The sequence below is a fragment of the Mycobacterium asiaticum DSM 44297 genome, assembly GCF_000613245.1.
Lineage (GTDB): Bacteria > Actinomycetota > Actinomycetes > Mycobacteriales > Mycobacteriaceae > Mycobacterium > Mycobacterium asiaticum.
This window is the reverse complement of sequence record NZ_HG964937.1, coordinates 720,689-740,792: the sequence shown is the minus strand read 5'-3', so window position 1 is coordinate 740,792 and position 20,104 is coordinate 720,689. Positions and strand designations below refer to the sequence as shown.

The window sequence follows — 20,104 nt, the reverse complement described above, 5'->3', positions numbered from 1 at the left end:
TAGGGAGGGTCGTACACGTGGCTCGGGACTTAGAGGGTTCCAACGGAACCGCGATCAACACCGCCTGTCCCCTGCACTGCCGCTCGAAGAACGGCACTGACCAGGTCGATTGGGCGGGTTTTCCGGTCAACCTTGACCTGGCGTTTTCGCAGAATCAGCGCGAGAAGGTCATGGCGCAATACCGCAGGCTCCGGCGCGGGACCCTGCTGCGGCGCCAAACCCGTGACGTCGCGCAGGTGTGCGCCTGCGAAGAAGCGGATCGTTCCGTCTCCACCACCTAGGTATCGGGCGCTACCGTGACCTGACATCCCCGGTCACGGACGGAGTTGGCGATGAGCGATGCCTGCGTGCCACGGTTTCCGGCGGCGCTGTCTACGCCCAGCCTCAATCGCGGGGTGGGGTTCACCCACGAACAACGGCGCCAGCTCGGTCTGACGGGCCGGCTACCCGCCGCGGTGTTGACCCTCGAGCAGCAGGCCGACCGTGTGTGGCATCAGCTGCAGAGCATGGCCACCGATCTGGGCCGCAATCTGCTGCTCGAGCAGCTGCACTACCGCCACGAACTGCTCTACTTCAAAGTGCTGACTGAACATTTGCCGGAGCTCATGCCGGTGGTGTACACGCCTACCGTCGGTGAGGCCATCCAGCGGTTCTCCGACGAGTACCGCGGGCAACGCGGGCTGTTTCTGAGCATTGATGCGCCCCACGAGATCGCCGAGGCGTTCGAGACGCTGGGGCAGGGTCCAGACGACATCGACCTGATCGTGTGCACCGACGCCGAAGCGATCCTGGGGATCGGCGACTGGGGTGTCGGCGGCATTCAGATCACGGTCGGCAAGCTGGCGCTGTATACCGCCGGTGGCGGGATCGACCCGCGGCGCTGCATCTCGGTCTCGCTGGACGTCGGCACCGACAACGAACAACTGCTGCAGGACCCCTTCTATCTGGGCAACCGGCACCCACGGCGCCGGGGCCCGGAGTACGACGACTTCGTCCGGGCTTACATCGAGACGGCACACCGGCTGTTTCCGCACGCGATCCTGCATTTCGAGGACTTCGGTCCGACCAACGCGCGCAAGATCCTGCAGACCTACGGCGACGACTACCTGGTGTTCAACGACGACATGCAGGGTACCGGCGCGGTGGTGCTGGGTGCGGTCTACGGCGGAGCCAAGGCCAGCGGCGTCCCCCTACGCGAGCAGCGCATCGTCGTGTTCGGCGCGGGCACGGCTGGGCTGGGGGTCGCGGATCAGATCCGCGACGCGATGGTCGCCGACGGCGCCACGGTCGAGCAGGCCACCGCCCAGATCTGGCCGATCGACCGGCCGGGACTGTTATTCGACGACATGGGCGACCTGCGTGACTTCCAGGTCCCGTACGCCAAGAACCGCGAACGCCTCGGGGTGGCCGCCGGCCAGCATGTAGGACTGCTCGAAGCCATCGAGCTTGCGTCGCCAACGGTGCTGCTGGGCTGCTCGGCGGTACCGGGAGCCTTCACCCGTGAGGTGGTCGAGGCGATGACGGCACGGTGTGCGCGGCCGATGATCTTTCCGCTCTCCAACCCGACGTCGCGGATGGAGGCGATACCGAGCGACCTGATTCAGTGGTCGAACGGCGCAGCGCTGGTGGCCACGGGCAGCCCGGTCGTACCCGTCGAACACGACGGCACCACCTACACCATCGGTCAGGCCAACAATGTGCTGGTGTTCCCCGGGATCGGCCTGGGCATTATTGTTGCCGGCGCCCGGCGGCTCACCCAGTCGATGCTGCTTGCTTCGGCGAAAGCGGTTGCGCAACAGGCGGACCCGGTAGCGCGAGGTGATTCGCTACTACCCGATGTGCAGAACCTCCGCGACATTTCGGCGACCGTCGCCGAGGCGGTCTATCACGCCGCGGTGGCCGACTGCGTCGCGACAAAAACCCATGACGACGTCAGGCGGGCAATCCTTGAGGCCATGTGGGCTCCGAGGTACGACTAACGGGCCGGCTGCCCATACAGGGCGACTACGACGGTGCGGTCCAAACTGTTCACCGACCACACCCCCATCGTCGTATTGGCGCAGTCCCGCATGATCGCAAGGTAGTCCGGGCTGTCGTACCACTGGTTGAACAACTCGACGCTGCTGATCGCGATCGCGGGGTTGATCGCCACGGTCTCGGCGACCTTGCCGCGGAAGCCGGCGGCGTTCGCCCGATCCTGCGGCGTCGACCCGTCAGAGCCGATGTCGTCGTTGATGTTCCGGTTGCCGAGCATGTCGTCGGCATGCCATTGCGCGGCCAGTGTGAGCGCATTGTTGCTGATGACGTCGTTGGTGCAGCCGGCCCGGTGCTGGGTGGTGTAGACGCCGGAGATGACGGCGTCGTTGAGGCGCTTATTGTCGGCGTGCGCGGCGGGGATGGTCAATGCCGCTGCCGCCGTGAGGATCACGGCGGCTGGCAGCAGACGCGTCACACCGGGTCGAAGTGCGAAACCAGCCATCGGTTATCGACCTTCTCCAGAACCACCCGCACCACCGGCTGGGTGTCGGTGGGAGTGCCCCCGTCCCCGATCGTGACGGTCTGGTTGACGAACAGCAGGACCACGGCATGGCGGGCGGACGCTGAAACCGACGCGGCAGCATTGACTTTCGCGACCGCAGAGATGCGCTTCTCCTTGGCGCCGGGGATGACAACTTTGCGGGTCAGCTCAGTGTAGGAGTCCTTGAAGTCGCCGGTCAGCCGATCACGCGCGGCCCCAAGATCTTTCTCCGCCGAGTCGGGGCTGTAGGACAACAGCGCGACCGCGTCTTCGCTGGCGACCCGCATCGATTCGGTACGGGCCAACGCCGCCTCGGCTCCGGAGACCGCTACCCATTTGAAGTAGCCCGCCGCCAGCGCCAGCAGCAACGCCAGCGCGGGCAGCACACCGACGGCGAACACCCGCGACCAGTTGATCTGTTTCCTGGGCCGGTCCGGCTCAACTTGACCGTCTTCGTAATCCTCGACCGTGTCCTCGATTTCGAGGTCTTCGTCGATTTCGCTGAGTGTGGTCATGGCACGAACACCACGTTAGACATCCTCGCGTCGTCGCCGACCGACGTCACCTCGATCCGCATGCGCCACTCCCGCGGCGCCTCTTCGCCACCCGCCGTCCGCGACTTCACCGCCACGGCAACAAGCACCTGTGCCGAGTTGCCGTGCTCGGATTCCAGTCCGGCATCCACGACGGTCCCTTCTGATTTCGACTGGGCGGCCTTGACGAGTTCCATGAACGGCTTTGACCGGCGTTCGAAGTCGTCTCGGAATGCGCCGGTGGCGAGGTCGAGGATTCGCTGCACGTCGGACTCGATCTCGGTGTGGTCGATGGTGGTGAGGTTCACCGCGCCTTGACGGGCGACCTGCACGAACAAGTTGCGTTTGACCTGTGCCTGGTGCTGTTGGTAAGCGCCCCATCCCAGCCAGCCGGTCAGGCCGGCCAGTGCCGCCACCACGAGTCCGGCGGCTATCAAAGCCTTTCGGGCGCCAGGAAGCCGTCGCCGGGGCACTTCGTCCGCGGTGTCCAAGGCTTCCTCGATGGCCTCGGTGTCCTCGACAGCTTCATCCACCGGGGCTTCCGGCTCTTCGGACATGTTGTTCCTCCGATACTTACGGGGTCGGCACCAGCAGTGACTGCCAGTTCTTGGCACGCGGGTGCGCCAGGTCGTACTCGGTGTAGCGGTGCCCGTCGGGTCCGACGTAGTCACCGGTGGCCGGGTCATAGGTCGCCACCGCCACCGGCGGGGGCGGCGGCGCAGTACCGCGCGGCGGTGGCAGTCGTGGGTCCTGCCCCGGCGGATATTGCGGCACCCCTTGGCCGGTGGTTGTGGCGTTCGGGTCGCCCTTCCAGTTGTAGCCCTCGTTGAGCGGCACGTACTCTTCGTCGCTCTCGCACAACTCCACAGTGGGAGCGCGCTTCCAAGGCTTGGTCTCGCACGGAATGTTCCGTGCACCACGCACATTGAGCTCGGAGTCCTGCGGCAGCCGGCAATACAGTTCGGCCGCAGGCCGGTCCGGTGCGTCCACGCTGGCCGGTGAGCGTCGCTGAGTCGGCGGTAGGAAGCCGGTGGTGCAGGGCGGCGGCAGGTTCATGTTGAGATTGAAATCCAGGTAGAAGCCGGTGTAGTCCTGCTTGGTGTTGGCGTTGGGCACCAGCGACCCCGCCATGACGGCGATGCCGTGCGGCAGCAACACCAGAATCTGCTCGATGTCATGGCGGTAGACGAGCGCGATGTCGCCCAGGCTCACCAGGTTCGCCATCAGCGTGGGCACCGCGGGGGCGACCCGGTCGAACAGGGCGCGGCCCTCTTCGAGCCCGGAACTCCCCTGGGTCAACAGGTCTCGCAGCGCGGCGTCCTGCGCCTGGAATTGGGCCATGATGGCGGCGGTTCGGTGCGCCCACGTCGCAATCGCGTCCGAGGTCTGCACCTGAGAATTCAGCACCGGTGGGGACTGGTCGATCAGGGTGGTGAGCGGGTCGATGGTGCGGCCCCCTGCGATGGCCAGCGCCGCCGATCCGTCGACGATCCGGGACAGTTCGGGCCCGAGCCCGCCGACCGCCCGGTTCGCCTCGTCCATCACCGTGCGCAAGTTCTCTCGCGGGATCGCCTGCAGCGCACGGTTTGTCATGTCCAGCAGCCGGCCGATGTCGACCGGCACATCGACCCGGCCCGCAGGTATGACGTCACCGTCGCGCAGCGGTCGGCCATGTGCCTCATCGGTTTTCGGCGTCAGCTCGATGAATTGCTCACCGATCGCCGAGCGGCTGTGCACGGATGCCTGAACGTCGGACGGTACCTTTACTCCGGAGCGCATGGCCAGCACCGCCCGCACCCCGGTCGCGGTGACGTTGACCGACTTCACCTGGCCCACATCGGTGCCGCGATAGGTGACGACCGAGTTCTCGTACAACCCGCCGGACTGCGCCAGGTCGACGGTGACGTTGTACTGGCCGATGCCGAACAGGGTCTCCGGGAGTCGCATGTAATTGAATGCCATCGCGCCACAGGACACCACGGTGACAACCGACAGGATCGCCAACTGGATCCAGGTCTTGCGGTTCAGGCGCAGCATCAGTACCCCTCAAAGTGGTAGGGGTAGGTCAGCGGATTACCCGCGGTGGCGGGGCTGGGCTGCATGCCGATGGTGCGGCCCCATTGCAGTTCGAGTTGGGTGAGATTGCCCTCCCAACGCGAGCCGGTGAAAATCCCGGTGTCGATGCGGCTCAACGTCAGATCGACGATCATCGTCAGGTTGGCGTAGTCACCCCGGAACCAGTTGGTGACCGTCGATGTCGGCCAGGGATAGGTGGCCAACCCGTCCAGGCCCTTGGTCAGTGACGGGCCGGCGTCAGCAAGCTTGCGCAGCACCGGTGCGATCTGGCGCAGGTTGTTGACCAGAGATTCCTTGCTCTGGCGGACCGTATCGGCCGCGATCGCACTGAATTTGCCGAGCTGATCGATCGCATCGGCGATCTGGGTGCGTTCCTTGGCCAGCACGGCCAGCGCCTTGGGCACGGTCAGCAACGCCCGGTCGACAACCTGGTCCTTGGCGGCGAACTGGCCGGCCAGCGAGTTCAGATTCTCTGCGGCAGCGATGATGTCGTCGGTCTGGTCGTTCGTGCCGGCGATGAATTCGTCAAGCTGGTGCAGCAGACTGCGCATGTCGTTCTCGCGGCCAGCGAAAGCCTTGGCGACCGCCTGCGTGATCTCCTGCAGCTGAGCCAGACCGCCGCCGTTGAGCAGGACCGACACCGAGGCCAGGGTCTGTTCGGTGGTCGGGTACATGCTCGCGTGCGCCAGCGGGATGACCGACCCGTTCTTAAGCTGGCCCACGGGCAGCTCATTCTTAGGCGGGGCGAGCTCGATGTGCATGGAGCCCAGCAGGCTGGTCTGGCCGATCTTGGCGGTCGCGTTGGCCGGCAGGCGCACGTCACCGTTGATCCGCATGGTGACCAGCGCATGCCAATCCTGGACCTCGATCTTGGTGACGTTGCCGATGTTCACATCGTCCACCCGGACCCGGGTGTTCTCCTGGATGTTCACCACGTCGGGCAGCTGCGCCTGGATCGTGTACGAGCCGGGTCCCCCGCCGGAGGTACCGGGCAGGGTCAGCGAGTTCAGGCCGTGCCAGTCACATCCCGGCAGCACGGCGATGCAGCAGACGCTGAGCGTTGCGATGATGGCGCGTTTCATGATCCGGCACCTTGCGGAACCATAAGGCCCTGCAGTCCCAAACTCGGATCCGAGACGGTCGGCGCCGGTGCCGGCTGCTGCTCGGCGGGCAGCGCCTCCGGTGGTGGGGGCGCCTCGGGCGGAGCGTAGCCGGGCCGGAGCCGGTCCTCGCTGTAGGTGATTTCACCGGGGCGGGCCTGCGGCCCGACGAACGGGTTGATGCCCGCCGGTATGTAGTTGTAGATGCGGTTCTTGATGATTGGCTCGACGTACTGCAGGCACAGCTTCGAGACCCGGTCCAGTCCGCGTCGCGAAGCCGCCTCGATGGAACTGCAGATCCACTGGGGTATGTCGGCGAAGTTGTTGAGCGCGATGATGCCGGTCATCGCGCCCTGCGCCGGCTGATAGATGTTCACAAAGTTCTGGAAGACCGTCGGCACCACGTGCAGGATCTGTTTGATATCGGCGCGGCTGTCGTTGAGCGCGGTGGTGATCGAAGTGAACCGGTCGAACGTCAAGCCGATGGATTCCCGGTTCTCGGCGAGGAAGCCGCGTAGATCGTCTAGCGCCCCGTCCAGGCTCTGCACCGCATTCGCGACCTCGTTGGGCGTGTTGGACAGCACCGTCGTCACGCTGGCCAGGTTTTGGTTGAACGACGCCAGCAGATCGCTGCTGGAGGACAGCGCCGAGACCAGCAGCTGTAGGTTGCGCACCGTGCTGAAGATGTCGTCGGCGTGGTCACCGAGTGCCGAGATCGCTTGGGAGAGTTTGATGATGGTGTCCCGGGCGGTGTCACCCTCACCTCGTAGGTTATCCGCCGTGGAGTTGACGAATTGGCCCAGGGAGTTCACCCCGGCCGGACCGGTGGGCTGCAGCGACTCGGTCAGTTTCTCCAGTTGCCGGCGGAAGTCGTCCCATTCGATCGGAACCGCGGTGCGGTTGATCGGGATCGACGCGCCGGCAGCCAATTTCGGGCCACTGGAATAGGCAGGGACGAGTTGGATCGCGCGCGAGGTCACCAGCGACGGCGACAGGATCACCGCCCGGGCGTCGGCCGGAATCGGGTATTGCTTGTCGACGGAGAAGGTCACCTTGGTGCTGGTCGGTTGTGGCTCGATCTTGTCGATCGTCCCGACCCCGACCCCGAGGATGCGGACCTCGTCGCCCGCGAACAGGCCGTTCGCATGCGGGAAGTACGCGGAATAGGTGTTCTTGTCGACCTCTTTCCACAGCTTCTTTCCGACGATGAACGAAGCACCGAGCAGCGTGACGATCAGACTGACCGCGGTCACTGTCCGCAGGATGTTGCGGTTGATGTTCACGGCGCCCCCGTTCCGCCGGCCGGAGCCGGCTCGGGCGGCGGCCCGGGCGCGGGTCCGGGTGACGGTGGTTGGGACCACAGCGGCACCGGCGCGTTTTCGGGCGGGACGGGTGGGGTGCCGGTCGGCGGGTCCACCGACTCCGACGGCAGATGCTGGTTGGGGTCCAAATAACGGTCATACATCCGCGAGTCGAGGATCGGACCACTGAGCTGGCCGGGCACCAGGTTCGCGACGTAAGCCTTGAAGAAGGGACCCGATCCCAACACTTCACCGAAAGACATTGCGTAGCGTTTGAATTTGGGCAGTGTCCGCTGGATCTCTTCCTTGCGGTTGTCCAGTACCTCGAGCACACCGTTGAGCTTGTCGAGCGCGGGCTTGAGTTGGGTACGGTTGTCCTCGACCAGACCCGAAATCTGGTGGGACACCGCGGTGATGTTGTTCATCAGGGCGTCGATCGAAGCGCGTTCCTGCAGCAGCGCCGCCAGCAGGGCATTGGAATTGGACACCAGGCCCGCAATTTGTTGGCTGCGTCGCCCTAACACTCCGGACACGTTGTTGGCATTGGCCAACAGGCTGCGCAACTGCGCGTCCCGGTTGTTGAGGGTGTCCGAGAACCGGGCAACTCCCTCCAGCGCGGGCCTGAGGTTCCCGGGCGTCTCCCGCAGGGTGTCGGCTAAAGTGGTTAGCGCCGAGGACAATTGGGTGGTGTCCAGACCGCTGATCTGGGTGGTGAGGTCGCCCAGCGCGTCGGGCAGATCGTAGGGAGACGTGGTGCGTTCCAGCGGGATGGCGGCCCGCAACCGACCCGAACCGCGTGGCGTCAACTCAAGCATTTTCGAACCGAGGATGGTTTCCGTCTTGATCGCCGCCTCGGTGCGATCGCCGAGTTCGACACTCTTGCGAACGGTGAAGCCGACCCGAACTTTGGTGCCGTCCAACCGGATGTCAGAAACCCTGCCAACGCCCACGCCGGAAACCCGGACCTGGTTGCCCGGCTTGATGCCGCCGGCCTCGGAAAAGTAAGCGGCATAGTCGTTGTAGCCGTTGACGAACGGCAATTTGTTGTATTGGAAGGCCACGATCACCACGCAGGTCACGATCACCGTGCCCATCACGCCCAGCATCACTGGGCTGCGGCCTTTACCGGGTTTCCCTCCGAAACGGCTCATTGTGGCGTGCACCGCCCCGAGGGTTGCCCGACCAGCTTGACGTAGATCGGGTTGCCGCCCTTGCCGTTGAGTTTCAGCAATACCTCGCAGAAGTAGAAGCCGAAATAGTCACCGTTGAGGCCCTGCCTGGACAACACCTGGTACACGTCGGGCAGGGTCCTGAGCAGGTTGTCCACATAGTCACGATCGGCCAGCACCTGCGCGGACATGCGGTCGGTCTCGTGCACCACGTCCTTGATCGGTTGGCGCGCTTGGACAAGCAGGTCGGCGATCGACCCGGCGGCCGCGTTGACGTAGGCCAGCCCGGTAGAAATGTCGCTCTTTCGTTGCGCGAGGCCGTCGACGAACTCCACCAATTTGTCCAGGCCTTCGGAGAATTCGTGATCGCGGGTCGCGAAGGTGTGCAGCACGGTGTTGAGGTTGTTGATCAGCTCGCCGATCAACTCGCTGCGCCCGGCCAGCGTCGAGGTCAGCGTCGCGGTCTGCGCCAGCACCGAGGACACCGTGCCGCCCTGGCCCTGGAAAATTCGCAGCAACTCACCCGACAGCGCGTTCACCTGCTCGGGGTCCAGCGCCCGGAACAACGGCCGAAACCCACCGATCAACACGTCGATATCCAGGGCCGGCGCCGTGCGCCCCAGCGGAATCGTCCCGCCTGGCGCCAACCGTCGGGGCGACCCCGCGCCTTGCTCCAGGGACAGATAGCGGTCACCGATCAGGTTCTCGTAACGCACCACCGCCCGGCTGCCTTCGGTGAGCCGCAGGCCTTTGTCGATCGAAAAGTCGATGCGCACCGTGCCGTCGCGGCGCAGGTTGATCTCTCCGACCTTGCCGACCTCCGCCCCGGCAATGCGGACAAAGTTGCCGGACTTCAACCCGGAGATGTTGGTGAACTCCGCGTAGTACTTGCTTCGATCGTCGAAACGCAGCTGCCCGAACACCGCGATTAGGGCGAAGGTGAATACCAGGCAGACCACCGTGAACAACGCGACACGGGACCAGATTTTGAATAGGCTCGGGCGTCCTTCTTTACTCATGGCGGCGGCTGCCCCCCACGGTAGAAGTAGCGCGGCGGCTCGGGAGGGTTCTTGGTGGTCGGGAAGTAGTTGGACCACCACGGATTACCGACGGCGAGGTTGGTCCGAATCTCGTTAGGCTCGGTGCCCCAACCGGTGTCGGTGACCAATGCCCGCACCGGGTAATTGGCGCTCGGATCGGGCAACGATCCGCAGCTCGGCTTGCCGCCGGGGCCACCGGTGGCGTTGACCTTGGGCAGGTGTTTGGGGTACCGGTACGGGTCGTCGCCGAAGAGCAGGCCGGCGTCCATGATGAACGAATAACCGTTGCCGCCCATGGTGTGTCGGCCACCATGCTCGACGTACCATTGCGAGCCCTGGAACAGGCAGGTGTAGGTCGGGGAGTACATCTCCAGCAACCGCGTCGTCGGGTCCAGAACGTTGATCGCCCGCACGATGTTGGATTCGTTGCGGCCGATGACGTTGATCCCGGTCTGGCTGAAGCCGATTGCCGACAACAGCAGCGCGTCCAGTGATCGCTGGTTCTCGCTGATCGTCGTGCTGGTGGTCGCAGCCGAATCAAGGATCGACGCAATGTCCTGCGCCGCATTGGAATAAGCCGCGGCGGTCTTGCCGAACAGTTTCCAGTCCTTATGGATGGTTCCCAGCCGGGGATTGACGGCTAACAGCAGGTTGTTGGTGTCGGTGATGGCCTCGCCCAGCCGATCTCCCTTGCCGCGCACCGATTGAGCGAAAGCTGACAACACTGCGTTGAGCTTCGCCGGGTCGATGGCCTGGACCAGCGACTGCAGGTTCTCGAAGACAGTGTTGACTTCGACGGTCACATTGCGGGAGTGCAACACCGCGCCGGGCTTGAGCGGTACGGGGCTGGGATGCTCGGGGACGATCAGGTCGACGTACTTGGCCCCGAACGCGGTGGTCGACCTGATCTCGGCCTCGACATTGCTCGGCAGGAATTTGAAAGCTCCTGGGTCCATCTTCAATTGCAGCTGAGCGGCTTTCACGTCGGTGCCGATCGACCCGACCTGGCCGACCTGCACCCCGCGCAGCTTGACCTTGGCGCCCTGTTCCATCACCAGTCCGGCCCGGTCCGAAACCAGGGTCAGCGGAATGCTCTCTTGGAACTTGCCCGAAAAGGATGCCGCGGTCATCGCGATCAGACCCGCAATGACAAGAAACAGGGTGGGCGCGTACCAGACTGGGTCAATCCTGCTGACGCGGACCCTGTTCGGCCGCAGGGCTCCATCGGCGACGTGGTTGCTCACTTCGTCCTACCCGGTCTAACCCGACAGGTTGAAGTTGCCGTGCTGCCCGTAGACCGACAGCGAAATCATCAGGCAGACAAAGGCGGTGACGATCATCGATGACCGTACCGAGCGACCGACCGCCTCCCCACCCCGGCCGGACGCCGGACGCGGTGAACCCGTAGTAGGTGTGCACCACCATCACGCCGGTGGCCATCGTCAGCGCGGACAGAAAGGACCACAGCAGGTCGTTGGGGTGCAGGAAGGTGGCGAAGTAGTGCTCGTAGACACCGCGCGACTGTCCGTAGACGGAGATCGTCAGGAACTTGGCCGCGATGAACGACGCCAGCACGGCCACGGCATACAGCGGAATGACAACCAGGACACCGGCAATGATCCGGGTGGAGGCCAGATAGGTGATGGCGCGGATCCCCATCACTTCCAGCGCGTCGATCTCTTCGTTGATCCGCATCGCGCCCAGCTGCGCGGTGGCACCCGCGCCGATGGTGGCGGCCAGCGCCAGGCCGGCGGTGCAGGGCGCGATCATCCGCACGTTCAAGAACGCGGACAAAAACCCAGTCAGCGCTTCGACACCGATATTGGACAGCGTGTCGTAGCCCTGCACCGCGACCAGGGCGCCGGTCGTAAGCGTCAGGAAGCCGATGATGCCGACGGTGCCGCCGATCACGGCCAGCGCGCCGGTGCCCATGCCCATCTCGGCGATCAGCCGCAGCAGTTCGCCCGGGTAGCGGCGCACCGCCTCACCGATGTTGACCAGCGACCGCCCGTAGAACGCGGTCTGTTCGCCCAACTGGCGCGTGTAAGCGACCAGCCTGGGGCCGAGGGAAGCCAACCACGAGGGTTCCTGTGCGAGGCCGGTGATTCTGCGCCGCTGCTCAGCATCGCTGCGCTCTGCATCGCTGCCGGCGGTGATTTTGCCCCGCACCTCAGCATCGCTGCGCTGTGCAACGCCGCCCGTCATTTGCGCCGCTCCTCAGCATCGCTGCGCTCTGCATCGTCGCTGGCGGTCACTTTGCGCCGCTCCTCAGCATCGCTGCGCTCTGCATCGTCGCTGGCGGTCACTTTGCGCCGCTCCTCAGCATCGCTGCGCTCTGCATCGTCGCCGGCGGGGTCATTTGGCGGTCACCTTCACGCCGAGCGCCGTGGTCAAGATGTTGATGAAGAACAACGCCATGAACGAGAACACCACGGTTTCGTTCACCGCGCTTCCGACACCGGCCGGCCCACCGCCCACCGACAAACCCTTGTAGCAGGCGATCAGGCCGGCGGAGATGCCGAACAAGGTCGCTTTGATCAGCGAGATCACCACCTGCGGCAACCCGGTGAGCAGCGTCATCCCTGCCACGAAGGCGCCCGGCGTCACGTGCTGGACGTAGACCACGAAGATGTAGCTGCCGACCAGTCCAGTGACGGCCACCACCGAGTACAGCAGCACCGCCACAAAGGTGGCCGCGATGACCCGAGGAACCACCAGCGCTTGGATCGGGTTGACGCCGATGACCTGCATCGCGTCTATTTCCTCGCGGATGGTGCGCGCGCCGAGATCGGCGCACATTGCGGTCGAACCGGCCCCCGAGACAACCATGGCCGTCACGACCGGGCCTACCTGAGTCACCGACGCCAGACCCGCGCCCGCACCGGAGAGGTCGCCGGCACCAATCTCGACGAGCAGGATGTTCAGCACGAAAACGATCAGCACCGTGTACGGAATCGACAACATGATCGTCGGAAAGATCGACACCCGGGCGACGAACCAGATCTGCTCGAGGATCTCGCGCCAGGCCCACGGCCGTCGCACCATGACCACGAAGGTTTCGGCGCAAAGCCTGAAAAACTCGCCCAGCGCGTTCATCGGCTTTGCGATCGCTGCTGTGTTCATTGGCCTGCTCACCCCCCCGCCCCGTTTACACCGAAGTCACGAAAAAAATCGTGACGGTCCGTAATGCCTTGTCCCGCAATGGCTTAACGGGATCCACCAGGTGCGCCAAGTGGCGTCGCCGGAATGTGGATAGAGGCACGTGGCGAGCTTACGAGCAAGCTGAACCGTTTCCCAGGTTTGCAATCACCCGGAAAACAAACGTGGAACCGGCAAAGGGCTCAGCCTACGGTGGCGCCCCCTTCGGCGATCCGGCGCACCGCGCGCAGAAAGATATCGATCTCCTCGAACGTGTTGTAGAACGCGAACGAGGGACGAACCGTGGCCTCCAGACCATAGCGTCGCAGGATCGGCTGCGCACAGTGGTGTCCGGCGCGGACGGCAATGCCCTCGGCGTTCAACGCCTTACCAACCTCGAGCGGCTCGTGTCCGGCCAGCACAAATGACAGCACGCTGGCCTTCTCATCGGCGGTACCCACCAGCCGGACACCCGGGATGTCGGCCAGGCGCGGCGTCGCATATTCCAGCAGCGCGTGCTCGTAGGCCGCCAAGCGCTCGATGCCGACCCGCTCGACGTAGCGCAGCGCTTCGCCGAGCCCGACGGCGTCGGCGATGTTGCCGGTCCCGGCCTCGAACTTGTTAGGCAGCCCCTGATACAGGGACCGTTCCAGGGTGACATCGGCGATCATGTTCCCGCCACCCTGCCACGGCGGGGTCTCGGCCAGCGCCTCCTCGCTTCCGTACAGCACGCCAATTCCGGTCGGGCCGTAGATCTTGTGGCCGGAGAACACAAAGAAGTCGACCCCGAGTTCAGCGACGTCGATCGGCAGGTGCGGGATCGACTGCGCGCCGTCAATCAACACGCGCGCCCCGTAGCGATGGCCGAGCTCGACGATCTTCTCGACCGGCGTCACCGTGCCCAGCGCGTTGGAGACATGCGTTGCGGCAACCAGTTTGGTCTTCGGGCCCAGCAGATCTTCGAACTCCGACAGCAGCAGGTTGCCCGCTTCGTCCACCGGCGCGACCTTCAGCACCGCACCGGTCTGTTGCGAAAGCAGTTGCCACGGAACGATATTCGCGTGGTGCTCCAGGTGGGTGATGACGATCTCATCGCCGGGCCGCAGATGCTTCCCACCCCAGGCGTAGGCGACCAGGTTGATGGCCTCGGTGGTACCGCGCACGAAGATGTTCTGCTCGGCGGTCGGGGCTCCGATGAACCGCCGTACCGTGTCGCGGGCTTCCTCGTAGGCGTCCGTGGCACGCGCCGCCAGCTCGTGGGCCGCCCGGTGGATGTTCGAGTTCTCGTGGGCATAGAAGTATGCCAGCCGGTCGATCACCACCTGCGGCTTCTGCGTGGTCGCCGCGTTGTCGAACCAAATCAGCGGCTTTCCGTTCACGGTTTCCCGCAGTATCGGGAAGTCGGCACGCACGGCGTTCACGTCGAACACCTCGTGGGTGTCGCGCAGTTGGGGCACCGGTTCGCGCCTGGTCAAGAAGTGATAGTCGGCCTCGTCGCCGGGCCGTTCCACCGCGGGCGCATCGGACCAACCCAGGTCTGCCACCGACGGTGCCTGAGCTAGCCAGCCCGGCGTCGAGCCCCGCGGGGCCACCGGGACGGTCGGCGGTGCACCGGCCAGCACACCGGGCAGCGTCGGCACGATGCCGGACGGCACGGAGAATGCGCTTAGATCGGCGACACCGGGCGGCAGGAATGGATCGGCGACAGCGGCACCGGCCTCCCCCGTCGACGGCGCCGCGGTGGTGTCCGGCGCGTTGCCGCGCGGAGCCACCGGCACCGTCTGGGGCGGTGCGCCCTCGGGCCCCGGCGAGGTCGGCGCCGGCACGTATGTATCCGAGTAGTTGAGCAGCGGGACGGGATTAGGGAACGGATCGGAGGTTCCAGCAGCGGTCCGCCCGCCAGACGTCGCGGCCGTCGTGTCCGGCAGGTTCCCACGGGGGGCCAACTGAGTGGCCTGCGGCGGGCTGTCGGGGCCCGGGCGGATGCTGGCCGCGTACAACTGGCTGGCTAACGCCGCGAGTTCAGCGGCACTGACGGGCAGGTCGCTTTCGGCGTCTACCGACCGGTACTCACTTGTACTCATGGAACTGGTCCACGGCGACGTCGTCCAGCACCCCGAGCGCGTCGTCGGTGAGCACCGCCAGCGACGTGTACAGCGTGACCAGATAGGTCGCGATGGCCGACTGGTTGATACCGGTGAACCGCACCGACAGCCCCGGAGCCTGCTCGCCGACCAGGCCGGGCTGGAACAGTCCGACGACGCCTTGGCGCTCCTCGCCGGTGCGGACCAGGATGAACTTGGTCTTGCCGTCCTCGACCGGCACCTTGTCCGACGGGATCAGCGGAATCCCGCGCCAGGTAATGAACTGCGCGCCGAACAGGTTCACGACTGGCGGCGGCACACCCCGGTAGGTGGCCTCCCGGCCGAACGCCGCGATACCGAGCGGGTGGGTCAGAAAGAAGCTGGGCGTCTTCCACACCTTGGTGATCAGGGCATCCAGATCGTCGGGGGCAGGGGCACCTGCCAGTGTCTGAATGGTCTGCTCCGGAGTGGCCTGGGCAAGTAACCCGTACTCCGGGTTGTTGACCAGTTCGAAGTCCTGCCGCTCCTTGATGGTCTCGATAGTCAGCCGAAGCTGCTGGGCGATCTGGTCATGCGGACTCGAGTAGAGGTCGGACACCCTGGTGTGGACATCCAGCAACGTCGAGATGGAGCGCAACGTGTACTCGCGCGGGCTGGTTTCGTAGTCAACATAGGTCTCTGGCAGCGGTTCGTCGATGCTGGCACCGGCCTCCGCCTTGATCGCCACCTGCTCGGGGTTCACCACTCGGTTGACGCGATAAATACCGGCCTCCACCGGCACCCAGCTGAGCAGGTGCAACAGGAAACGCGGCGTGATCGTCGAAAGCTGCGGAACGGTCTTTGTGGCGTTGGCGAGCTGACGGGCAGCAAGGTCGCCGAGAGCCTGTGACTCGGTTTGTGCCCCCTGAGATGAAGTGGCCATCGTCGTCCTTCCCGTACCTGATTCAGACTTGCGGTATCGAGCAGAGCCATCATGCCCCACCGCCTGAGCGACCGCGCGCCGAGCGTAAGCGGCCGGTCTCGCACGATCCAAGGGTTAAACCGCGGCTGAGCCGAACGGCTCAATCGTCCCACGTCAGGGCGGAACCCTGATGGCTTATAGTGGTGGCATGCAACAGGCCGTACAGCTGCGCTTCGTCGTTACGCGCTGTCTCGCCGTGGAATGTTGTTGTTGTTGTTCCTGTTGATTTCTGACGCCGTCTAGCCGTTCAGCAATCGTTGCGCTCCGCCCGTTTGTGGCGTCGTGATGCGCGTTACCCCTCTCAGGAAGAGCAACCTTTCATGACAGTCCTGTCCATCCCCACCCGCTCAGCGGCAACGGTGACAACCCGTAGACATACCCGGGTGCGGCCGGCCGTCGAGTTGGCCCGGATGACGCGCTATCGCGGCGGTACCTACTCGCACACCGTCGACAAGATCGTGTTCACCGATGGCACCACCGCCCGCACCGACCTCATCAGGCTCAATCCCAACCTGCAGGCCTACTCCTTGGATTTCACCGGCATTGCGCCCCACCACCCGTCGCCCTATCGACTGGAGGACTGGTCTGCTCTGCCGCACCTGCACGACCGTGCCTGCGAGGGTGAAGTGGACTGGATTCTCCGGCATTCCTACCCCATGCGCTCCCTCACCGACGTGAGCCAGCAATTGCGCCGGTCCGGCTACCCCCTGGGAGCGGGGAACATCAGCGAGCACGAGGCAATCGCCGCGACGCAGGCGGCGGTCTGGCACTTCACCAACGGTCTGACCCTGGATACCCGACCGCTCAACGCGCCGATCGCCGTCAACCGGGGCCCCGGACCGGCACTCACCTTCGAATTCGAGGGACAGCCTCAACTCGGCGGTTACTCGGTGTGGACCTCGACGGCAACCAGCGTGCGGTTGCAGAAGTCCATCGACGGTGTCGTTTGGCACGACATCTCCGGCTCAGTGCTGAAGACCGGTGCCGGCAAAGGTTGCTACCGACGCACCCTTGGTGTCGGCAGTACCACGTCGACCAGCAATCACGGCCGCGGTGCGTGCGGCTACCGTTTCTACCGTCTGATCAACGAGGCCGACACGTCGGTCGCCCCGATAATCGACCACGTCGACTTCCGGCTGACCGGGTCCAGGCAGTACCGGAACGCCGAGCGCATCGTGCACCTCTACAACTATCTGCTTGCCGGCGCGTATACCGCTTTACCCCAGGCCGGACCGGCACTCGTTGACACGGCCGCCTTCGCGGACTCGGATCTCGTCGGGCCTTTCCAGGTGGGTGTCCCGATGACCCTGACCGTGGCCGGTGGCCAGGACCTGGTCGACGCCGACGGCTCGACCCTCGTCGGCGTTGTCAGTCCCGGCACCGATTTCTACATCCGGCGCTCATCCGATGTGTCCGCGGCGACATTGACAGCAACCCCTGTGCAGCAGGTGAGCGGCCCGGTGCTGACCGGCGTTGCGCTCGCCGGACCGGCCCAGCGCCTTACGCCGGTTGCCCTAACCACCCCCAGGCACGTGACAATGGAGATTGACATCACCTGGAAGGCCGACCAGGCCCGCGCCGACATCGTTGGAGAGTGTGCATGACCATCGCCGAGAACATCACACAATTGATCGGAAACACGCCGCTGGTCCGACTGCGCCGGGTAACCGATGGTGCGGTGGCAGACGTGGTCGCCAAGCTGGAATCGTTTAATCCGGCCGGCAGCGTGAAGGACCGCATCGGGGTGGCGATGATCGACGCGGCCGAGAAGGCGGGCCTCATCAAGCCGGACACCATCATCGTCGAGCCGACCAGCGGCAACACTGGCATCGCATTGGCCCTGGTGGCAGCTGCCCGCGGGTACAAGTTGGTGCTGACCATGCCGGAGACGATGAGCATCGAGCGGCGGATCCTGCTGCGCGCCTACGGCGCCGAGCTGATCCTGACACCCGGCCCCGAAGGGATGGCGGGTGCCATTGCCAAGGCCGAGGAACTGGCCAAGAGCGACGAACGCTATTTCATGCCGCAGCAGTTCGAGAACCCGGCCAACCCGGCCGTACACGCCGTCACCACCGCTGAGGAGGTCTGGAAGGGCACCGACGGCAAGATCGACATTTTCGTCTCCGGAGTCGGCACCGGCGGCACGATCACCGGCGTCGCGCAGACCATCAAGGAGCGCAAGCCGTCGGTGCAGTTCATCGCCGTAGAGCCGGCCGCCTCCCCGGTGCTTTCCGGCGGCCAGAAAGGCCCGCACCCCATTCAGGGCATCGGCGCGGGATTCATTCCGCCGGTGCTTGACATGGGACTGGTCGATGAAGTCGTCACCGTCGAAAACGAGGACGCGCTGACCCTGGCCAGACGCTTGGCCAAGGAGGAAGGACTGTTGGTCGGGATCTCTTCAGGCGCGGCTGTCGCGGCCGCCCTTGAGGTGGCGCGCCGACCCGAGAATGCCGGAAAGCTGATCGTCGTGGTCCTCCCCTCGTCCGGCGAGCGCTACCTGAGCACCGTCCTGTTCTCCGATCTGAACGACTAACCATGCTCGAGGCGATACGACGCGACATACGTGCGGCCCGGGAACGGGACCCGGCCGAGCCGACCGTGCTCGAGGTCGTCTTCGCCTACCCCGGCGTGCACGCGATCTGGGGCCACCGGATCAACCATTGGCTCTGGCAACGCGGCGCACGACTGCTGGCGCGGACGTTGGCCGAGCTGAACCGGATCCTGACCGGAGTGGAAATTCATCCCGGTGCCCAACTGGGGCCCGGCCTGTTCATTGACCATGCGACCGGCGTGGTGATCGGGGAAACGGCCGAGATCGGTGAGGACGTCACCATCTTTCACGGCGTGACCTTGGGCGGCACCGGGAGGGATCGCGGGAAGCGCCACCCCACGGTTGGTGACCGCGTGATCATCGGCGCCGGAGCAAAAGTGCTCGGCGCGATCAAGATCGGTGACGACAGCCGCATCGGTGCCAACTCCGTCGTCGTCAAGGAGGTCCCGTCCAGCGCAGTGGTGGTTGGCGTACCGGGGCAGATCGTCAGCCGTCCCGGTCCGGGCAGCGAGGACGAATCCAAGCTTCCGGACCTGGTCGGCGTCAGCCTCAAATCGCTGCTCACGCGGGTGGCCAGGCTAGAAAGCCGAAATGCGGGCCAGCCGAACGGCCTACACCCCGGCGCGGACCGAGTCATCCGCCCGCCGGAAGCCGGCGTCTGGAACGGTGAGGACTTTTCCATCTAGGGAATACCGCGATGGGGAAAGTGTTGGTGAGCACGTGAGTTCTGTGCTGATCGTCGCCGGTGCTATCGGCGCGGCGTTGGGGATCGCCAGCGTCGTCGGCGTAGCGATCAATCGGCGCTCGGGTGTGCTGCGCAGCGCAGACGACGCGCTTTCGGCCGACCAGGACAACTCGGACCTAGGACTCTCCGATACCGGTCCCACTGTGGTGCACTTCAGCGCCGACTGGTGTGGGCCTTGCGCCGCGGTGCGTCGAGTCGTCGACCAGGTGTGCGCCGAGCTTCCCGACGTGGCCCACGTCGAACTCGACATAGACGAAAACCCGGTTGCCGCCAAGCGACTGTCTGTGCTGTCGCTGCCCACCACGTTCATTTTCGACGCCGACGGCCGGCAGCGTTACCGCACCGCGGGCGTGCCCAAGGCCGCCGACTTGCAGACGGCTTTGCAACCCTTGAGAAGCCCGTGAGAGGAGCACATTGATGTCGTCCGATGTCAGTCAGGTAGACGTCCGGGGACCCCGGTTCGCCGCGTGGATCACCACCACGGTGCTGGTGGTGACGCTGGTGGTCTCGGTATTCAGCCTGCCCGTCGCGGCGGTGATTCTGGGTGTCCAGGCGGTCGTTTTCGCGGTCAGCGCCGCGCGCGGGCCCCGCAACAGCCCGTACGGGTTGTTGTTCGCCAAGCTCGTGGCGCCCCGGCTGAGCCCGGTCCGCGAACGCGAGCCCGTGCCGCCCCTCAAATTTGCGCAGCTGGTCGGCTTGGTGTTCGCCGCGCTGGGTGTGATCGGGTTCGCCGCCGGGATCCCGCTGCTGGGTGCGATCGCCACCGGGTTCGCCCTGTTCGCCTCGTTCCTCAACGCGGCGTTCGGCATCTGTCTAGGCTGCCAGATGTACCCGTTGGTGGCGCGGTTCCGTCGGGCCACCGCCTGACCATCGCCCCGCCGCGAATCA

General features: G+C 65.1%; 19 protein-coding genes and 1 pseudogene. 7 read left to right on the top strand and 13 right to left on the bottom strand.

The genetic code is table 11. The annotated features are described in order from the left end of the window. Window positions 1-17 precede the first annotated feature (17 nt). Together BN972_RS13855 and BN972_RS13850 are read left to right on the top strand one after the other, a co-directional pair. Window positions 18-281, top strand: coding sequence for a hypothetical protein (locus BN972_RS13855; protein WP_036358804.1), 264 nt, complete (start codon window positions 18-20; stop codon window positions 279-281). Between the two features lie 51 nt (window positions 282-332). Further along, entirely contained in the window at window positions 333-1,979 is a 1,647-nt protein-coding gene (locus BN972_RS13850; RefSeq protein WP_036358800.1) for an NAD-dependent malic enzyme, read from the top strand. Here the strand turns inward: BN972_RS13850 and BN972_RS13845 are convergent. The 13 genes and pseudogenes from BN972_RS13845 to BN972_RS13785 form a co-directional block, all read right to left on the bottom strand. Continuing rightward, entirely contained in the window at window positions 1,976-2,479 is a 504-nt protein-coding gene (locus BN972_RS13845) for a CAP domain-containing protein (protein ID WP_036358796.1), read from the bottom strand. The genes BN972_RS13850 and BN972_RS13845 overlap by 4 nt on opposite strands. Further along, window positions 2,449-3,033 carry a hypothetical protein gene (locus tag BN972_RS13840; protein WP_036358792.1) on the bottom strand — a complete coding sequence of 195 codons (585 nt, stop codon included), beginning with the start codon at window positions 3,031-3,033 and terminating at the stop codon, window positions 2,449-2,451. The genes BN972_RS13845 and BN972_RS13840 overlap by 31 nt, the downstream gene beginning before the upstream one ends. Beyond that, complete coding sequence (locus BN972_RS13835; RefSeq protein WP_036358788.1) at window positions 3,030-3,608, bottom strand: hypothetical protein; 579 nt, start codon at window positions 3,606-3,608, stop codon at window positions 3,030-3,032. Before BN972_RS13835 ends, BN972_RS13840 begins: the two co-directional genes overlap by 4 nt. 16 nt (window positions 3,609-3,624) lie before the next feature. After that, complete coding sequence (locus tag BN972_RS13830) at window positions 3,625-5,088, bottom strand: MCE family protein (protein WP_036358785.1); 1,464 nt, start codon at window positions 5,086-5,088, stop codon at window positions 3,625-3,627. Further along, window positions 5,088-6,209, bottom strand: coding sequence for an MCE family protein (locus BN972_RS13825; protein ID WP_036358782.1), 1,122 nt, complete (start codon window positions 6,207-6,209; stop codon window positions 5,088-5,090). Before BN972_RS13825 ends, BN972_RS13830 begins: the two co-directional genes overlap by 1 nt. Beyond that, complete coding sequence (locus BN972_RS13820) at window positions 6,206-7,510, bottom strand: MCE family protein (RefSeq protein ID WP_036360818.1); 1,305 nt, start codon at window positions 7,508-7,510, stop codon at window positions 6,206-6,208. The genes BN972_RS13825 and BN972_RS13820 overlap by 4 nt, the downstream gene beginning before the upstream one ends. Continuing rightward, the gene (locus BN972_RS13815; RefSeq protein ID WP_148305396.1) at window positions 7,507-8,679 is read right to left on the bottom strand and encodes an MCE family protein; all 1,173 of its coding nucleotides are present in this window, start codon (window positions 8,677-8,679) and stop codon (window positions 7,507-7,509) included. Before BN972_RS13815 ends, BN972_RS13820 begins: the two co-directional genes overlap by 4 nt. Further along, on the bottom strand, window positions 8,676-9,716 hold the full coding sequence (locus tag BN972_RS13810) for an MCE family protein (protein ID WP_051545439.1): 1,041 nt from the start codon (window positions 9,714-9,716) through the stop codon (window positions 8,676-8,678). The genes BN972_RS13815 and BN972_RS13810 overlap by 4 nt, the downstream gene beginning before the upstream one ends. Beyond that, window positions 9,713-10,981 carry an MCE family protein gene (locus tag BN972_RS13805; RefSeq protein WP_051545437.1) on the bottom strand — a complete coding sequence of 423 codons (1,269 nt, stop codon included), beginning with the start codon at window positions 10,979-10,981 and terminating at the stop codon, window positions 9,713-9,715. Before BN972_RS13805 ends, BN972_RS13810 begins: the two co-directional genes overlap by 4 nt. Window positions 10,982-10,996: 15 nt before the next feature. Beyond that, window positions 10,997-11,843: pseudogene (locus BN972_RS13800) on the bottom strand (ABC transporter permease). A 249-nt stretch (window positions 11,844-12,092) separates the two neighbouring features. Beyond that, window positions 12,093-12,860 (bottom strand): MlaE family ABC transporter permease, encoded by a 768-nt coding sequence (locus BN972_RS13795; RefSeq protein ID WP_036358779.1) that lies wholly within the window; start codon window positions 12,858-12,860, stop codon window positions 12,093-12,095. Between the two features lie 218 nt (window positions 12,861-13,078). Continuing rightward, complete coding sequence (locus tag BN972_RS13790) at window positions 13,079-14,959, bottom strand: family 2A encapsulin nanocompartment cargo protein cysteine desulfurase (protein WP_036358777.1); 1,881 nt, start codon at window positions 14,957-14,959, stop codon at window positions 13,079-13,081. Beyond that, the gene (locus BN972_RS13785) at window positions 14,946-15,881 is read right to left on the bottom strand and encodes a family 2A encapsulin nanocompartment shell protein (protein ID WP_036358774.1); all 936 of its coding nucleotides are present in this window, start codon (window positions 15,879-15,881) and stop codon (window positions 14,946-14,948) included. The genes BN972_RS13790 and BN972_RS13785 overlap by 14 nt, the downstream gene beginning before the upstream one ends. 359 nt (window positions 15,882-16,240) lie before the next feature. On the opposite strand from BN972_RS13785, the gene BN972_RS13780 reads away from it, so the two are divergent. From BN972_RS13780 to BN972_RS13760, 5 genes are read left to right on the top strand one after another with little or no spacing between them, the layout of a single operon-like run. Then, the gene (locus BN972_RS13780; protein WP_036358772.1) at window positions 16,241-17,524 is read left to right on the top strand and encodes a thioester domain-containing protein; all 1,284 of its coding nucleotides are present in this window, start codon (window positions 16,241-16,243) and stop codon (window positions 17,522-17,524) included. Further along, window positions 17,521-18,453, top strand: a complete 933-nt coding sequence (gene cysK / locus BN972_RS13775) for a cysteine synthase A (protein ID WP_036358770.1) — start codon at window positions 17,521-17,523, stop codon at window positions 18,451-18,453. The genes BN972_RS13780 and cysK overlap by 4 nt, the downstream gene beginning before the upstream one ends. A gap of 2 nt (window positions 18,454-18,455) precedes the next feature. After that, a complete protein-coding gene (cysE, locus tag BN972_RS13770) occupies window positions 18,456-19,157 on the top strand; it encodes a serine O-acetyltransferase (protein WP_036358768.1) in 702 nt (233 codons plus the stop codon). 34 nt (window positions 19,158-19,191) lie between these two features. Then, on the top strand, window positions 19,192-19,620 hold the full coding sequence (locus tag BN972_RS13765) for a thioredoxin family protein (RefSeq protein ID WP_036358765.1): 429 nt from the start codon (window positions 19,192-19,194) through the stop codon (window positions 19,618-19,620). Window positions 19,621-19,633: 13 nt separating this feature from the next. Then, window positions 19,634-20,083: a DUF4395 domain-containing protein gene (locus BN972_RS13760; RefSeq protein ID WP_036358761.1), complete on the top strand. Its 450-nt coding sequence runs from the start codon at window positions 19,634-19,636 to the stop codon at window positions 20,081-20,083. The last annotated feature ends 21 nt before the right edge of the window (window positions 20,084-20,104 follow it).

What these genes read in the sequence shown, in the direction of transcription:
- BN972_RS13795 (WP_036358779.1), bottom strand. Translation starts at nt 12,860, where the DNA reads ATGAACACAGCAGCGATCGCAAAGCCGATGAACGCGCTGGGCGAGTTT.
- BN972_RS13780 (WP_036358772.1), top strand. Translation starts at nt 16,241, where the DNA reads ATGACAGTCCTGTCCATCCCCACCCGCTCAGCGGCAACGGTGACAACC.
- BN972_RS13815 (WP_148305396.1), bottom strand. Translation starts at nt 8,679, where the DNA reads ATGAGCCGTTTCGGAGGGAAACCCGGTAAAGGCCGCAGCCCAGTGATG.
- BN972_RS13830 (WP_036358785.1), bottom strand. Translation starts at nt 5,088, where the DNA reads ATGCTGCGCCTGAACCGCAAGACCTGGATCCAGTTGGCGATCCTGTCG.
- BN972_RS13785 (WP_036358774.1), bottom strand. Translation starts at nt 15,881, where the DNA reads ATGGCCACTTCATCTCAGGGGGCACAAACCGAGTCACAGGCTCTCGGC.
- BN972_RS13760 (WP_036358761.1), top strand. Translation starts at nt 19,634, where the DNA reads ATGTCGTCCGATGTCAGTCAGGTAGACGTCCGGGGACCCCGGTTCGCC.
- cysE (WP_036358768.1), top strand. Translation starts at nt 18,456, where the DNA reads ATGCTCGAGGCGATACGACGCGACATACGTGCGGCCCGGGAACGGGAC.
- BN972_RS13835 (WP_036358788.1), bottom strand. Translation starts at nt 3,608, where the DNA reads ATGTCCGAAGAGCCGGAAGCCCCGGTGGATGAAGCTGTCGAGGACACC.
- BN972_RS13850 (WP_036358800.1), top strand. Translation starts at nt 333, where the DNA reads ATGAGCGATGCCTGCGTGCCACGGTTTCCGGCGGCGCTGTCTACGCCC.
- BN972_RS13845 (WP_036358796.1), bottom strand. Translation starts at nt 2,479, where the DNA reads ATGGCTGGTTTCGCACTTCGACCCGGTGTGACGCGTCTGCTGCCAGCC.
- BN972_RS13825 (WP_036358782.1), bottom strand. Translation starts at nt 6,209, where the DNA reads ATGAAACGCGCCATCATCGCAACGCTCAGCGTCTGCTGCATCGCCGTG.
- cysK (WP_036358770.1), top strand. Translation starts at nt 17,521, where the DNA reads ATGACCATCGCCGAGAACATCACACAATTGATCGGAAACACGCCGCTG.
- BN972_RS13810 (WP_051545439.1), bottom strand. Translation starts at nt 9,716, where the DNA reads ATGAGTAAAGAAGGACGCCCGAGCCTATTCAAAATCTGGTCCCGTGTC.
- BN972_RS13840 (WP_036358792.1), bottom strand. Translation starts at nt 3,033, where the DNA reads ATGACCACACTCAGCGAAATCGACGAAGACCTCGAAATCGAGGACACG.
- BN972_RS13790 (WP_036358777.1), bottom strand. Translation starts at nt 14,959, where the DNA reads ATGAGTACAAGTGAGTACCGGTCGGTAGACGCCGAAAGCGACCTGCCC.